This window comes from Streptomyces sp. NPDC002994 (assembly GCF_040611155.1).
Taxonomy (GTDB): domain Bacteria; phylum Actinomycetota; class Actinomycetes; order Streptomycetales; family Streptomycetaceae; genus Streptomyces.
Window position 1 is genome coordinate 1 of sequence record NZ_JBEXNQ010000046.1, and the last position, 13,623, is coordinate 13,623.

Annotated in this window: 10 protein-coding genes; 4 read left to right on the plus strand and 6 right to left on the minus strand. The window is 68.6% G+C overall.

Annotated elements, in window-relative coordinates; genetic code table 11:
• Positions 1-2,047: 2,047 nt before the first annotated feature.
• Positions 2,048-5,443 carry an NACHT domain-containing protein gene (locus ABZX79_RS36000; RefSeq protein ID WP_355267673.1) on the minus strand — a complete coding sequence of 1,132 codons (3,396 nt, stop codon included), beginning with the start codon at positions 5,441-5,443 and terminating at the stop codon, positions 2,048-2,050.
• A 419-nt stretch (positions 5,444-5,862) separates the two neighbouring features.
• Between ABZX79_RS36000 and ABZX79_RS36005 the strand changes: the two genes are divergently transcribed.
• Positions 5,863-6,579, plus strand: a complete 717-nt coding sequence (locus ABZX79_RS36005) for a M23 family metallopeptidase (RefSeq protein ID WP_355267676.1) — start codon at positions 5,863-5,865, stop codon at positions 6,577-6,579.
• Between the two features lie 103 nt (positions 6,580-6,682).
• Here the strand turns inward: ABZX79_RS36005 and ABZX79_RS36010 are convergent, their stop codons facing one another.
• Positions 6,683-7,213 (minus strand): helix-turn-helix domain-containing protein, encoded by a 531-nt coding sequence (locus ABZX79_RS36010; protein WP_355267747.1) that lies wholly within the window; start codon positions 7,211-7,213, stop codon positions 6,683-6,685.
• Positions 7,214-7,378: 165 nt separating this feature from the next.
• Between ABZX79_RS36010 and ABZX79_RS36015 the strand changes: the two genes are divergently transcribed.
• The 3 genes from ABZX79_RS36015 to ABZX79_RS36025 all read left to right on the plus strand — a co-directional run bounded on the left by ABZX79_RS36015 (position 7,379) and on the right by ABZX79_RS36025 (position 10,122).
• Complete coding sequence (locus tag ABZX79_RS36015; protein ID WP_355267679.1) at positions 7,379-9,040, plus strand: MDR family MFS transporter; 1,662 nt, start codon at positions 7,379-7,381, stop codon at positions 9,038-9,040.
• 172 nt (positions 9,041-9,212) lie between these two features.
• The gene (locus ABZX79_RS36020) at positions 9,213-9,593 is read left to right on the plus strand and encodes a helix-turn-helix transcriptional regulator (protein ID WP_214980640.1); all 381 of its coding nucleotides are present in this window, start codon (positions 9,213-9,215) and stop codon (positions 9,591-9,593) included.
• A 79-nt stretch (positions 9,594-9,672) separates the two neighbouring features.
• Positions 9,673-10,122 (plus strand): VOC family protein, encoded by a 450-nt coding sequence (locus ABZX79_RS36025; protein WP_355267682.1) that lies wholly within the window; start codon positions 9,673-9,675, stop codon positions 10,120-10,122.
• Positions 10,123-10,142: 20 nt separating this feature from the next.
• Here ABZX79_RS36025 and cseC read toward each other — a convergent pair whose 3' ends face one another.
• Genes cseC through ABZX79_RS36045 form a run of 4 tightly spaced genes read right to left on the minus strand, consistent with a single transcriptional unit; the run spans position 10,143 to position 13,437 of the window.
• On the minus strand, positions 10,143-11,468 hold the full coding sequence (cseC, locus tag ABZX79_RS36030) for a two-component system sensor histidine kinase CseC (protein ID WP_355267685.1): 1,326 nt from the start codon (positions 11,466-11,468) through the stop codon (positions 10,143-10,145).
• Positions 11,469-11,473: 5 nt separating this feature from the next.
• Positions 11,474-12,178 (minus strand): two-component system response regulator CseB, encoded by a 705-nt coding sequence (cseB, locus tag ABZX79_RS36035; RefSeq protein WP_355267688.1) that lies wholly within the window; start codon positions 12,176-12,178, stop codon positions 11,474-11,476.
• 45 nt (positions 12,179-12,223) lie between these two features.
• Positions 12,224-12,892, minus strand: a complete 669-nt coding sequence (locus ABZX79_RS36040) for a hypothetical protein (RefSeq protein WP_355267691.1) — start codon at positions 12,890-12,892, stop codon at positions 12,224-12,226.
• Positions 12,880-13,437 (minus strand): SigE family RNA polymerase sigma factor, encoded by a 558-nt coding sequence (locus ABZX79_RS36045; RefSeq protein ID WP_028810284.1) that lies wholly within the window; start codon positions 13,435-13,437, stop codon positions 12,880-12,882. Before ABZX79_RS36045 ends, ABZX79_RS36040 begins: the two co-directional genes overlap by 13 nt.
• Positions 13,438-13,623: the final 186 nt, after the last annotated feature.

The window sequence follows — 13,623 nt, forward strand, 5'->3', positions numbered from 1 at the left end:
CCTGCCCCACACCACTTGACGGTCTATAGGAGCTTCCGCCGGCCCTCCGCCGCAATGCTTCTGGGGGGCGGCCCCCGGGGGGAGCCCACGGGGAAGGCTCGGGGAGTGGCTGCTGTTTCGCTGCCGACCGACGGGCTCGGTGGGCGGTGCGCACCACGTCTAGGGGGCGGTGCGGCCCCAGACTCAGCGACTGCGGGAACGGCCGTTGGTGCACCATCCCCATTCCCACGCACACGAGCACCCGCGCTGGTGGACGGCCGACCTCCCCGGTCGACCTGCGGACCGGCCGGTCCGCAGACGGGGCGCACGAGTTGAATGGGGGGACTCGGGCGGGTGTGGCGTCCACCCCGGCCGGTGGCCGGTTGAACCGCAAGCACGTTGCTGGTGTCCGAGCCATGGGTGTGGGTCGAAACGCTCCCGTGATGGTGGGAGGCGATACGACTGAGGCGGGTGGAGTTGGAGGGGTGTTGAGGCTCATCAAGTGCCGGGTTAGTAGCGTTCAAGGGCCGCGATCCGTCGGTTGAGGCGACCGAGCCCCTGCCAGCGACGACGGTGGGGCCGCCAACCGAGCTCCCCCGGCCACTCCGATGGCCCGCCACCCCAGCGGCACCTGCCGCACCGGTCGTCCCAACCGTCGTCCGTTCAGTCTCTCCAACCTTCCCGCCTGCGGGTGGAAACGCTCCCGTGATGGCTGGAAGCGATACGGCAGGGACTAGTGAGGTTGGAGGGGCAATGGGATTCATCAAGTGTTGGGTTAGTCGCGTTCCGAACGCGAAACCGTGTTGCTGGAACGACCAACCCCCAGGGGCAATAGTTCGTGGCGTGACTTGTACCCAGACGGCGTCGGAAAGGGCTTCTCAACCGCGTGTCCAAGTCCACCGAGTACCGCGTTCCTGTCCAACGGCTGTTCGGGACGACGGCTCGAACAGTCGTCACGCCGCCAGCTGCCCACGATGACTGGAAACGAAACTGCTGAGACGAATGGGACTGACGGGGCGCTGGGATTCATCAAGTCCCGGGTTCATCGCGTTCCTAAGCCCCGAACCCGACGACGAGGAAGCCTTTCTCAGTTGGTACTCGGCCGGGGCCTTGGATTTCCTCTATGACGGTCGGTCCTACTCGGCGTTCAGCTGCTTGTTCGGTGTACGAGGCGCGCGGTTCAAGCCATTGGCAGCGAATCGCGGATTCCCGCACAACTCTTCGCCGGTGGCCACAAAGTCCTTCCGGGCAATGGGCGCCGATGCCCACAGTCCTTCCTGGATCAGCTCAGCTCAGCTGAGCTTGAAGCAGCAGAGTGGGACGAAGCGGGGACCGACCAGCAGACCGTCGCACAAGCCGGCGAACACCGGTCGGAAGGCACCGAACGGCTGACACGGCGACCGGCAGTCCCCGGACGAGAACTGGGGCGACGTGTGGACGGTCATGCGCACCCTCGCCCGGCGCCACGGTCCCGAGAACGTCCGGCTCGTCGTCTGGTTCGACAACTAGGACCTGCCGGTTTCATCTCAGACCGGCCCGCACCGTCGGCAGGACCGCCGACTCCTGGGTGCCCCTCCACCCACTCACATCAGCCACGTGCTTGCGGCCCAACCGGCCACCGGTCGGGGTGGACGCCACACCCGCCCGAGTCACCCCATTCAACTGTCGCGCCCCACCCGCGCCGACATGAGTCCGCACGTCGAGCCGGTTGGCTGGCCGTCCACTGGCGTGGGTGCTTGTGTGCGTGGGAATGGGGATGTCGCACCAGCGGCCGTCCCCGCACCCGCCGAACCAGGGGCCGCACCGCCCCCTAGACCTCATGCGCCCCAGCCACTCACCCGTCGGCCACCGAGCCGACCCGCGCCGCTTCCCGGAGGTAGCGTGCAGGGCGTTTTTCTTTGGGCCGTCCCCGTATAAGCGTTAGCGGTGGGCCGGGGCGGCGGGTCAAGGGTGGGCCGTAGGCACATCGCGCAGCGACGCGACGAAGGAGCGCCCTTGACGCGGCGTCACGGCCCACCGACACTCGAGCGCTCAGGGACGGCTCGAAACCCCCAGAAGCGATCTGTGGTTACGGACCCCGGTCAACCGGTCCTGAGTACCCGTACACCTCGGTGCTTCCAGGCAGGCGGTCCAGGCCCTGCACGGCATGGGCGCCGAAGGGGAACTGGACGTACTGCAGCTCGGTCAGTGTCGCCAGCGAGCTGACGTCAAAGACTTTCTGCTGCGACCAAGAGAGCGAGAAGCCCACGAGGTTCGGGAACAGCTCCGGGACTCTGTCGAGCGACGAAGCCGGGAGTGCACCGTTGAGGTCCACGTGAGAGACCGAGGGCAAGATCAGGTCACGCGGGGCGCGGGCCAGGCAGTCTCCAGTTGCCGCGAGGTCGTGCAGCCTGGGCAATCGGCTGATCTCCTCCCACTCTTCGGCGTCCTGTGGGCTGCTCTGGGCGCCGAGGTGGAGGCTCTCCAGCGTCTCGCCGTATCTGCAGAGGCCCTGAAGGCCATCGGCTGGGCGGACTGCGTCGCGGAGGTGCAGGGAAGTGAGGGGTGCCGGTGAGGGGAGATCCGCCATGGACCAAGCGGTGTCGTGCCCAGCGAGAGCGAGATGTGTCAGTCCCTCCAGCGATGCGAGGGGGCTGAGGCCATTGCCATCGCCACCGCCATCGCCACCGCCATCGCCATCGCCACCGTTCATGGCCAGGACGACTGTCTCGAGTGGGAGCCCTTCAATGCCGGTGAGATCCGTCAGTTGCGGGCAGTCGGAGATGTCCAGGCTGGAGAGGCTGGTCTGGCCACGCAGGAAAGACAGACGTCGCAGAGACGGGTTCTCGCGGATGCGAACGTGGGTGAGCGTGGCCTCGGCCGCGTACGCCCTCAGCGCATCCTCGGACAGGTGCCCCCTCGCATCCAGCCGCGGGCGGGTGCCGAGTGCGCGCAGGGCTGCGAGCTGGTCGTCCGTTGTGACGGTGAAGTCCAGGTCGGTGGGGTCGGTATGGGCGATGACCTCTTCGGCGTACGACTTCGTTTCGAATCTGCCCCAGGACCAGATGAGCTGGGCCCGGACATGCTGGTGCGCGTGCTCGCAGAATCGGGCCAGGTACGGGATCGCGCGATCCGATGCCACATGGGACGCGGCGATGACCACAAGTTCGGCGGTATAGGCGGCATTTGCGTCTTCGTCCAGCCCCTCCGGACCCGGCAGCAGGTCCAGGATCACGGGACCGGCCGCCGCGAGCTCGCGGGCTGCGCGGGTGTCCGCCGGTGGAATCAGGGCTGCCGCGCGGTGCTCGACTTCCTGACGTACGGCCGGGGACAGTTCGGCGGCGTCTTCCAGGCAGGCTGCCGCGAGGAGGTGGACTCGGGTCCGTACCGCAGCGTCCGCGTGCTTGTCGCCGTACGCCAGCAGATCCGTGAAGAACGCCGCGCGCTCTCGCGGCCGCGCGTGAGCCACCGACATCCGGATGACGTCCTCCCACTGGTCGTCCGCCGCGTGCCCGACCAGGACGCCGAAGTCGCCCTCGTCGACGGCGGCACGCGCGCCGAGGAAGTCCTGGAAGGTGCGGTGGATGAAGTCGACCGTTCCCGGCGAAGGCTGGCGCAACAGACCGCTCCGGTGCAGGAAGTGGTCGAAGACCGCCTGCGCGTCGCCCAGCGCCGCCACCTCCGGGACGGCGGGGAGCGTGTCGGCGATGAGGCTTTCCGCTCGTGCACGGTCCATTTCTGTGCGGCCGTTGCGGATCAGCCAGTACGCGAGGCGCTGGAGAAGCTGGATCTGCGGCTCTTCGCGCAGTTCCGGTACGCCCATGTCGCGCTCGCGGTCGCGGCGTACCAGCAGCATGGAGAGCGCCGCCGTGTAGAGGTCCTTGCGGCCGAGCGGGAGGAAGCCTCGGCGGTCGCGGTGCAGGGCGCAGATCAGGCCGCACATCAGCGGGTTGGTGGCCAGCCGGCCCAGGTCGGCCTTCGCGCGTACCGCCGCGAGGAGCTGCCGCTCGTACGAGACCAGGGCAGCGTCCTCGTCCTCCGAGCCGGTACGTGCCGCCGTGTGCCAGCGCTTGATGAACGCCGCCACGTCGGCCGGGCTCATCGAGGAGAGCGTCAGCTCGGTGAAGCCCTCGTCCGCCAGCCAGTCCTCCCGTACGGCCGAGGGGCGGGATGTGACCAGCCAGCGGTTGCCGGGGTAGGTGTCGATCAGGTCGCTCAGCCACGCGCGGGTGCGGGAGCGCTCGGCGTCCGGGATCTCGTCGATGCCGTCGACAAGGACGAGGGCGCGGCCCGTCGTCAGTACGCGCGACTCCCAGCCGGTGGCCTGTTCGCCGGCCAGCGGGGAGCCGACCGCGGCCAGGAAGTCCTTGGGGGCGGGGAGGCGCTCGCCGTGGCGGGTCAGGGTGCGCAGCGGGAGTACGAAGGGGATGCGGTTGCGGAGGTACGCCATGGGGGCGTCGAGGTCGTCGAGGTCGTCGAGGTCGTCGCGGTCGTTGAGGTCGTTGAGGTCGTCGGTGTTCTGGCGGGCGGCCGAGACCGCCAGCCATTGGACCAGTGTCGTCTTGCCGGAGCCGGCCTCGCCGCGCAGCAGAACGCGCTCGTGGTCGGCGAGCGCCTGGTCGGCGGGGCGTGCTGCGAAGACGTGTGAGTCGAAGACGTGTGAGTCGAAGGCGGCAGGGTGGATCGGCCCGTCCCACCTGGTGCCCCCGTCGCCCTCGGAGAACGGCTCCCGCAGGCCGGGCATGGCCCTGGTGCTCGGCCCAGTTTTCGCCCCGGTGCTCGCCGTCGCCTCCAGGCTCAGGTAGGCCGCGTCCAGCGGCCACTTCCCCGGTGAATTGCTCAGGTCGATGCCGAAGATCGTCAGCTTGCTGTGCTTCCTCGCCATGTGGGACAGATAGCGGCGCTCGAAGGCCACGTCCTCCGCCCCCCGCAGCGGGCTGCGGGCGATGAGGGCGTCCACCTTCGCGATCAGCTCCGCCTGGCGGCGGCTCTGTGCCACCAGGGTCGCCGCGACGAAGGTCGAGCGCTGGGTGAAGAAGTGGACGATGTGCAGGCAGGTGGCGTCGAGCAGGCGCTCGTAGAAGTACGTCGCGTCCGCCGACAGGTGGCGCTCGGGTCTGTCGCTCGCGCGGCGCAGGGCGCGCGCGAGCTCCGTGTGACCCATCTCGACCGCCTCTACGTCGCTCAGGGCCAGGTCTCCCAAGGAGTGCAGCGTCGTGGCCAGGGCCCGTACGACGGACTCCTCCTCGTCAGGGGATACCGGCCGCTCGCCCGTGCGCAGTGCCTGCCCGCACAGCTCGGCGGACAGTCTGTCCAGGTCCGTGCGGGTAAGAGTGCGCTTCTCGCCCTTGAAGGAGACGTAACCGGAGAGGCGGACCGGCTTGTCCACCAGGCCGGCGCCCGGCCCCTCCGCCACGAAGAGCTTCCTGATCAGTGGTCCGGCCACGCTCGATGCGAGGCGAATGCCGATTACTGCGGGATCCACGTGCCGTCCCCCCGGGGCCTGTGCTGTCCAGTGGATCAGCGTATCGAGGGGTCCGGCGGTGACAAGGCGCACAGGCGTTTTGGCGTCTACGAGGCGCAGTAGTGGGGCTCTAGCGTGCGGGGCGGGAGGCTTCCGGTGGTGGGAGGGAGGACCTTCGGCCCGGGGTGGGGGAGGGGGCGGAATCCTAGGTGGTGGGCGTCTCCGTGCCGGTCTGGCGTGGGGTTAAACTGTGCCAAGTGGGCTTATTTCGCCAGTTCGGGAGCGTCTGGGCGATTGAGTCAAGAGTCGAATAGTTGATGGTGTTAATACGGCTCTTGGTAGTAGATAGGCCATTTTGGGTGCGGCGGGGTCGCGGGTTACCAATGTGAAGCCAGCCCGGCGAACTGCCGGGTTCATTCACGCCTGGAGGTTCCCCCCGTATGACGAAGTTCGACATGTTCTCCCGCGCCCGCACCTCGTCCGTCCGTACCCGTCGCAACGCCGTCGTGGCCGCCGGGCTCGGCGCGTCGATGATGCTCGGCACGGCGGGCGTGGCGTTCGCCGCCGAGGGGACCGCTGCCGCGGCCGTCGAGAAGCAGGCCGTGGTTCAGGCCAAGGCCGCCGACAGTGCGAAGAAGGCCGCTGCCGACGTCAAGAAGGCGGCCGACGTGAAGAAGGCCGCGGCGAAGGCCAAGGCTGCCGCCGCGAAGAAGGCCAAGGCCAAGGCCAAGAAGGCGCCCTCCTGGGAGAAGCCCGTCAAGCAGTACTCGCTCAGTGCGACGTACGGCAAGGGCGGCGGCATGTGGGCCAGCAAGCACTCCGGTCAGGACTTCGCGGTGCCGGTCGGCACCCCGGTCGATGCCGTGCACGGCGGCACCGTCGTGAAGGCGGGCCCGAACGGTGGCGGCGACGGGCCGGCGTACGGCAACGCGATCGTGATCAAGCACGCCAACGGCACGTACTCGCAGTACGCGCACCTGTCGAAGATCCAGGTGACCCCCGGCGAGACGGTGAAGACGGGCGAGCGCATAGCCCTCTCCGGCAACACCGGTAACTCCAGCGGCCCGCACCTGCACTTCGAGATCCGTACGACGCCGAACTACGGCACCGCGATCAACCCGGTCTCGTTCCTCCGCGCGGAGGGCGTCAGCATCTGACCTCTGTCAGTGGCTGACCTCAGCAGTGGCTGACCTCGGCCAGTGGCTGACCGCGTCGGCGCGTGACCGCGTCGGCGCGTGACCACGTCGGCGCGTGACCGCGTCAGCGCGTGCCCCCCGGAGCCTGGCCGTGTGCCTGGCTCACCAGATCGATGGCGACCTCGAGAGCAGCCTTGCGCTTCTCCTCCGGGTCGCCTTCGACGTCCCTGAGTACGAACATCCCCGCGTGCATCGTGAAAAGCGCGCTGACGCAGCGGACCTGGTCGGTCAGCACCGCGTCCGGGTCCTTCACCAGCTCCAGCAGCACGAACATGCGCTCCTTGAACGTCTCCCCGATGCTCAGGTCGCGCATCGTCGCCTGGTTCTCGTGCATGAAGCGGAAGAGGGGGGCGGCGGCGGAGAGGGCCAGGCTGTAACGGGTCAGGATCTCCTTCTTCGTCTCCAGGGTGCGCGGCTGCTCCTGCCCCCAGGCGATCAGCTCGTCCATGGGCCTGGTGAGGTCCTGGAAGAGGCTGATGATGATGTCTTCCTTGGTCTTGAAGTGGTAGTAGAGCGCCGCCTTCGTGACGTCGAGCCGCTCGGCGATCTCGCGCAGCGAGGTCTTCTCGTAGCCCTGCTCGGCGAAGAGCTCCATGGCGACGTCCTGAATGCGCTGACGAGTGTTGCCTCTGGACACGCTGCTCTCCCAAGAAAACTTAACTTACTTGACGACCGGCTAGTTAGGGGTCTACCTTCCCCAAGTGTAGTCAACTTGCCGGGCGGCAAGTAAGTACGAGTAAGTAACCGGGGAGCGGGGACCATGGGCGCGGCGAAGCGGCAGAACAAGGCGACGCAGCAGGGGGATGAGAGCAAACGGGCGGCGGCTCAACCGCGCAGTGTGCGAGTGGTGCTGCTCGCGCTGATGATCGCGATGCTGCTCGCCATGCTCGACAACATGATCATCGGCACCGCCATGCCGACCATCGTCGGCGAGCTCGGCGGCTTGGAGCACCTGTCCTGGGTCGTTACGTCGTACACCCTGGCCACCGCCGCCTCCACCCCGATCTGGGGCAAGCTCGGCGACCTGTACGGACGCAAGGGCATCTTCCTCACCGCCATCGTCGTCTTCCTCCTCGGCTCGGTCCTCAGTGGAATGGCCCAGGACATGGGACAACTGATCGGCTTCCGCGCGATTCAGGGGCTCGGCGCCGGCGGTCTGATGGTCGGCGTCATGGCGATCATCGGCGACCTGATTCCGCCGCGTGAGCGCGGCAAGTACCAGGGCATGATGGCCGGCGTGATGGCGCTCGCCATGATCGGCGGGCCGCTGGTCGGCGGCACCATCACCGACCACCTGGGCTGGCGCTGGAGCTTCTACATCAACCTGCCGCTCGGCGCGGTCGCCCTGGCGATGGTCACCGCCGTACTGCACCTGCCCAAGAAGGAGCGGTCGCAGGCGCGGATCGACTACCTCGGCGCGGGGCTGCTGACGGTCGGCATCACGGCGATCGTGCTGGTCACGACCTGGGGCGGTACGGAGTACGCCTGGTCCTCGGCCATCATCATGGAGCTCATCGCGGTCGGTGTCGCCTCACTCGTCGGCTTCCTCTTCGTCGAGTCCAGGGCCGCCGAGCCGATCATGCCGCTGCACATCTTCCGCAACCGCAACTTCACGCTCATGTCGGTGATCGGCTTTCTGACCGGCTTCGTGATGTTCGGCGCGGTGCTGTTCCTGCCGCTGTTCCAGCAGTCCGTACAGGGCGCTTCGGCGACGAACTCCGGTCTGCTCCTCCTCCCGATGCTGCTGTCGATGATGGTCGTCTCGCTCATCTCGGGCCGGATGACCACCAACAACGGTAAGTACAAGATCTTCCCGATCCTGGGCGGCGGGCTGATGGTCGCAGGGCTGCTGCTGCTCGCCCAGATGGACACCGGGACTTCGCGGCTGACCTCGGGCATCTACATGGCCGTGCTCGGCGCCGGCATGGGCTTCCTGATGCAGATCACGATGCTCGTCGCGCAGAACAGCGTCGAGATGAAGGACATGGGCGTCGCGTCCTCGTCGACGACTCTCTTCCGTACGCTCGGCAGCTCCTTCGGCGTCTCGATCATGGGCGCGCTCTTCACCAGCCAGGTCCAGGACGCGATGGCCGAACGGGGCGGGTCGGCAGCCACCCAGCAGTCGGCGCAGCTCGACGCGGCGAGCCTGGCGAAACTGCCGGACCAGGTACGTGAGGCGTACCAGTTCGCGGTGGCTTCCGGGACGCAGGCGGCGTTCCTGCTGGGCGGGATCATCGCGGTGATCGGGTTCGTGGCGGCCTTCTTCGTCAAGGAGGTGCCGCTGCGGGGCGCGGGGCCGCAGGGAGCGGCCGGCGTCGGCGATGCCGGTGACGTCGGCGATGCCGGTGACGCCGGCGCCGGATCCGATCGCGGTACTGACGCCGCCGGCTCGGGCCGGGCCAAGGTCAGGGAAACCACCTGAGCCCACGACCTACGACCTCCCGCCACCCAACGGCCCCCGGAACGCGTGCTCTGCGCGCACGCGCCGGGGGCCGTTGTCAGTGCCGCATGTCAGCATCGAAGACGTGGACACCACGACTCCGGTGACCGCGCACCTCGCACACCTGCGACAGCTGCGCCTCGCCAAAGACGCCATGGACCGCGACTGGGCCGAGCCGCTCGACCTGGACGCGGTGTCGGCGCACGCCGGCTATTCGAGGTACCACTTCATCCGGGCCTTCAAGGCGGTGTACGGCGAGACGCCCGGCCAGTACCTGTCACGCAGACGCATAGAGCGCGCCGAGGAGATGCTGCGCTCGGCGAATCTGTCCGTCACCGAGATCTGCGTGCTGGTCGGCTTCACCAGCCTCGGCACCTTCTCCGCGCGCTTCAAGAAGCAGACCGGGCTGTCGCCGCGCGACTACCGCACCCAGCACGTCCGGCGCGGGGCCGCGCTGATACCCGGGTGTTACGCGATGCTCTGGGCCGGAGCGTTCCCCGAGATGAACGACCGCAATTCTGAGGAAGCGCGGTGAAGCGCCCGCTGCCTACGGTGACCGTGCAGCGCCGAAAGCGGCACTGAAACACCCCGAACCCCCCTCCGAGGAGTTCTCCATGATCAAGGGACTTGCCATTTCCACCGTCTGGGTCCTGGACCAGGACCGGGCCAAGGAGTTCTACACCGAGAAGCTCGGACTCGAAGTCCGTACGGACATGACCATCGGCGAGGGCGGGATGCGCTGGCTGACCGTCGGGGCGAAGGACCAGCCCGACGTCATGCTGACGCTCATGACTCCGGGGCCGCCCGCGATGGATCCCGAGTCCGCCGAGGCGATCAAGAAGCTCGTCTCCAAGGGAGTGCTGGGAGCCGGTGTCCTGGCCACGGACGACGTCCACGGGGACTACGAGACACTCAAGGCGCGCGGGGTCGAGTTCCTGCAGCCGCCGCAGGAGCGTCCGTACGGCACAGAGGCGATCTTCCGGGACGACTCCGGGAACTGGTTCTCGTTCACCCAGGCCCGGGAGGGCGACGACCTTGACCTGGAGAAGGACTGGGCCTGCTAGATCCAGCCCTAGGCCCAGCCCTAGGCCCGCGACCCGACGTCGGGCAGCTCGGGCAGCTCGGGCTCCGGCAGCTGCACGACCGGGAAGCTGCCCGTGGTGGTCGGCGCGTGTTCCGGCAGCCACAGCACCGCGATCGCGCCGCCGTCCTGGTGCGCGTTACGGAAGGTGAGGCGCGCCCCGAGGACGCGGGCCTGGCCGGCCGCGATCGTCAGGCCCAGGCCGTGCCCGCGTCCCGCCCGGTCACTGCTGCCCGTACGGAACCGGCTCGGCCCCTCCTTCAGCAGTGCCTCGGGGAACCCGGGCCCGTGGTCCCGGACCCGTACGACCCGGCCTTCGACCGTGACCTCGAACGGCGCCCTGCCGTGCTTGGCGGCGTTGCCGAGCAGATTGCCGAGGATGCGTTCCAGGCGGCGCGGGTCGGTGTTCACCCACGACTCGTGCACCACGCGCACCACCGCGTCGGGGTCGACGAGCGCGACGCGGCGGCTGACGAACTCGCCGAGCGCGATCTCCTGGAGCTCGGCCCGCTCCGCCGCGCTGTCGAGCCGCGCGACCTCCAGCACGTCCTCGACGAGCGTGCGCATCGCCTGGGCCCGGTCGCGTACGAGCTCGCTGGGGCGGCCGGGCGGCAGCAGCTCGGCAGCCGTGAGCAGGCCGGTGACGGGTGTGCGCAGTTCGTGGGCGATGTCCGCGGTGACGCGGCGTTCCGCTTCCAGCCGCTCCTGGAGCGCGTCCGTCATGGCGTCGACGGCGCGCGCGAGCTCGTCGGTCTCGTCGCGTACGAGCCCCCCGATGGCATCCCGTACGCGAACTTCCGTATTGCCCTGCGCGACCTTTCCGGCAGCGGTGGCCGCCTTGCGCAGGCGGCGCGAGAGCTGACCGCCTATCAGCACGCCGAGCGCGCAGCCGCCGAAGACGACCGAGACCGAGCCGATGACCAGGGCGCGGTCGAGTTCGTCCATGATCGTGACGCTGCGGTCCGTGAACCGGGTGTGCAGGGACAGGACGTCGCCGTTGCCGAGCGGGGCGGCGGCCCATACGTCGGGCACACCGTTGTGGCGCTCCGTGACGTAGGTAGCGCGGCGGCCGTTCGCCATGCTCGCCTTGAGCTCTTCGGGCAGGGCCGGGTCGTTGAGCTTGGTGCCGAACTTGGGCTCGCGCGAGGACTCGTACCAACGGTGGGCGAACTCCAGGCGCTCCACCTGTACGTCGCGGGCGTTGTCGAGCATCGAGACGCGGGCCGAGTTGTGCACGACGAGGCTGAGCGCGATGGCGATGAGAGCGCCGACGGCGGCGATGGCGATGCTGATCTTCCAGCGGACGCCGGTGCGCAGTGCGAGGCGCATGGTGCTCAGGCCTTCAACTTGTAGCCGAAGCCCCGGACCGTCTCGATGCGGTCCTGGCCGATCTTGGTCCGCAGGCGCTGCACGTGGACGTCCACGACCCGCGTGTCCCCGCCCCACCCGTAGTCCCAGACCCGCTCCAGCAGCTTGTCGCGCGACAGCACCGTGCCCGGCGCGGACGAGAACTCCAGCAGCAGCCGCATCTCCGTCGGCGTCAGCCCGACCGGCACGCCGCCCTTGCGGACCTCCATGCCCTCGGTGTCGACCTCCAAGTCACCGAAGACGAGCAGCCCGCCCTCCGGCCCCGCACCGTCGTCGTACGTCCCGCCGGCCGCCCGGCCCGCATGCCCGAAGCGGCGCAGCACCGCGCGGATACGGGCCACGAGTACCGCACCGTCGAAAGGCTTCGTCACGTAGTCGTCGGCCCCCGCCTCCAGGCCCAGTACGACGTCGATCGAGTCGGCCCGCGCCGACAGCATGATCACCGGCACCGTCGACTCGTCCCTGATGCGTCGGCACAGGCTCACGCCGTCCAGGCCGGGCACCATCACATCGAGCAGCGCGATGTCCGGCTGGTCGCGGCGGAAGGCCTCAAGACCGGAAAGCCCGTCGGGCATGGCGGTGACCACGAAGCCGTCGCGCTCCAGCGCGAGCTGTGTTGCCTCGCGGATGACGTCGTCGTCCTCCACGAACAGGACATGGGTCTCCGCCATCCGCTGCTCTCTGTTCTCTCAGTTCTTCGACTTCTTCGAGTTCTCTCAGTTGTCCGACGGGGCGGGCGGATCCTGGTCCGATCCGCCCGCGTCGCCGTCCCCGCCGACCGCACGGCTGAAGTCGTTGTGCACCTGGTCGTGCACGGTGAACTTGTTCCCCGCCCAGCGGTACGTGATCACTTCTTCGCCGGACGGATACGCCATGGGGTCGTTCTCCCCGTAGACCGGCTTCGTCAGCACCAGGTCCCCGCGGTCGATCTCCGCGTACACCGCGGGCGCCTCGGCGGCGAAGACGTTCTCGTACGCGCCCCCGTCCTCCCGGTACACGTACGTCCCGATGCCCACGGCATCCCCGCACGTCATCACATTCACCACGACGTCATTGGCCGGCCCGCCGGTCAGCTTCCCGTATGACGCGTCGACCGGGTACTCGTCCTTGACACACGGCTTCAGGTCCCGCTTCACCGTGGCGCTGACCTTCGGATCGCCCCGGAGCAGCGCCACCGGGTTCACCAGCTTCGTGGCGGGCGGCGACGGCTCGCCCGCCGAAGGAGTCGCTCGGGCGACCGGATCCGTACGCGCCGGACCCGCGTCCCGCGCGCCCGTCCCCCCGGCGTTGCACGCCACCACGAACAGGCCGACGGCGGCGACGCCGGCCGCCGCCGTGCCACCCGCCGCCCATGAGAACCTGCCGCCCCTGCCTAGGCCGCGCAACGCTCCATCCCCCGTTCGTCACCCTGCTCCGCACGCTCCAGGGCGTGCGCGTCCAGTTCGCGGCTCTCCAGCTCCTGCCGGAGACGGGCCAGCGCCCGGTGCAGCGTGCTCTTGACCGTACCTGCCGACATACCGAGCGCCGCGGCCGTCTCCTCGGTGCTCATCTGCTCCCAGTGTCGCAGCACGACTACGCTGCGCTGCTTGGGTGCCAGTACGCCGAGAATGTCCATCAGCAGCGCACGGTCCGCACGCTGTTCGGTGCCGTCCTCGACGCTCGCGTCCGGCAGCTGCTCCGTCGGGACCTCTTCGAGCTTGCGGGCGCGCCACCACTCGGTCCGCGTGTTGATCATGACGCGCCGCAGATAGGCGTCGGCCAGGGACTTGTCCGCTATGCCGTCCCAGCGGCCGTACGTACGTACCAGCGCGGTCTGGAGAAGGTCCTGGGCGTCCACCGGATCGGGGACCAGACGCCTGGCGCTCCGCAGCAGAGCATCCTGCCGAGTGCGTACGTACTCTTCGAATTCGAGCACCTCGCCGTGCGCCATGTCAGAACCGCCTCCGTCCACTGGCAAGCAGACCCCGTGACCTGCTTGCTTACGGCGATGACGCTACGGAGGCGTTGTCACGGCACTGTGCGGGTCAGCCGTCGGCAAACGCACGGCTGTCCATCGGTTGTGTAACGGAGTTGTGGTCAGGCTGTGCTCATCCCAGCTCACCCCAGCTCGCCCCGG

Coding starts and splice junctions, on each gene's coding strand:
- ABZX79_RS36005 (WP_355267676.1), top strand. CDS start 5,863: ATGACGAAGTTCGACATGTTCTCCCGCGCCCGCACCTCGTCCGTCCGT.
- ABZX79_RS36010 (WP_355267747.1), bottom strand. CDS start 7,213: ATGGAGCTCTTCGCCGAGCAGGGCTACGAGAAGACCTCGCTGCGCGAG.
- ABZX79_RS36015 (WP_355267679.1), top strand. CDS start 7,379: ATGGGCGCGGCGAAGCGGCAGAACAAGGCGACGCAGCAGGGGGATGAG.
- ABZX79_RS36020 (WP_214980640.1), top strand. CDS start 9,213: ATGGACCGCGACTGGGCCGAGCCGCTCGACCTGGACGCGGTGTCGGCG.
- ABZX79_RS36025 (WP_355267682.1), top strand. CDS start 9,673: ATGATCAAGGGACTTGCCATTTCCACCGTCTGGGTCCTGGACCAGGAC.
- cseC (WP_355267685.1), bottom strand. CDS start 11,468: ATGCGCCTCGCACTGCGCACCGGCGTCCGCTGGAAGATCAGCATCGCC.
- cseB (WP_355267688.1), bottom strand. CDS start 12,178: ATGGCGGAGACCCATGTCCTGTTCGTGGAGGACGACGACGTCATCCGC.
- ABZX79_RS36045 (WP_028810284.1), bottom strand. CDS start 13,437: ATGGCGCACGGCGAGGTGCTCGAATTCGAAGAGTACGTACGCACTCGG.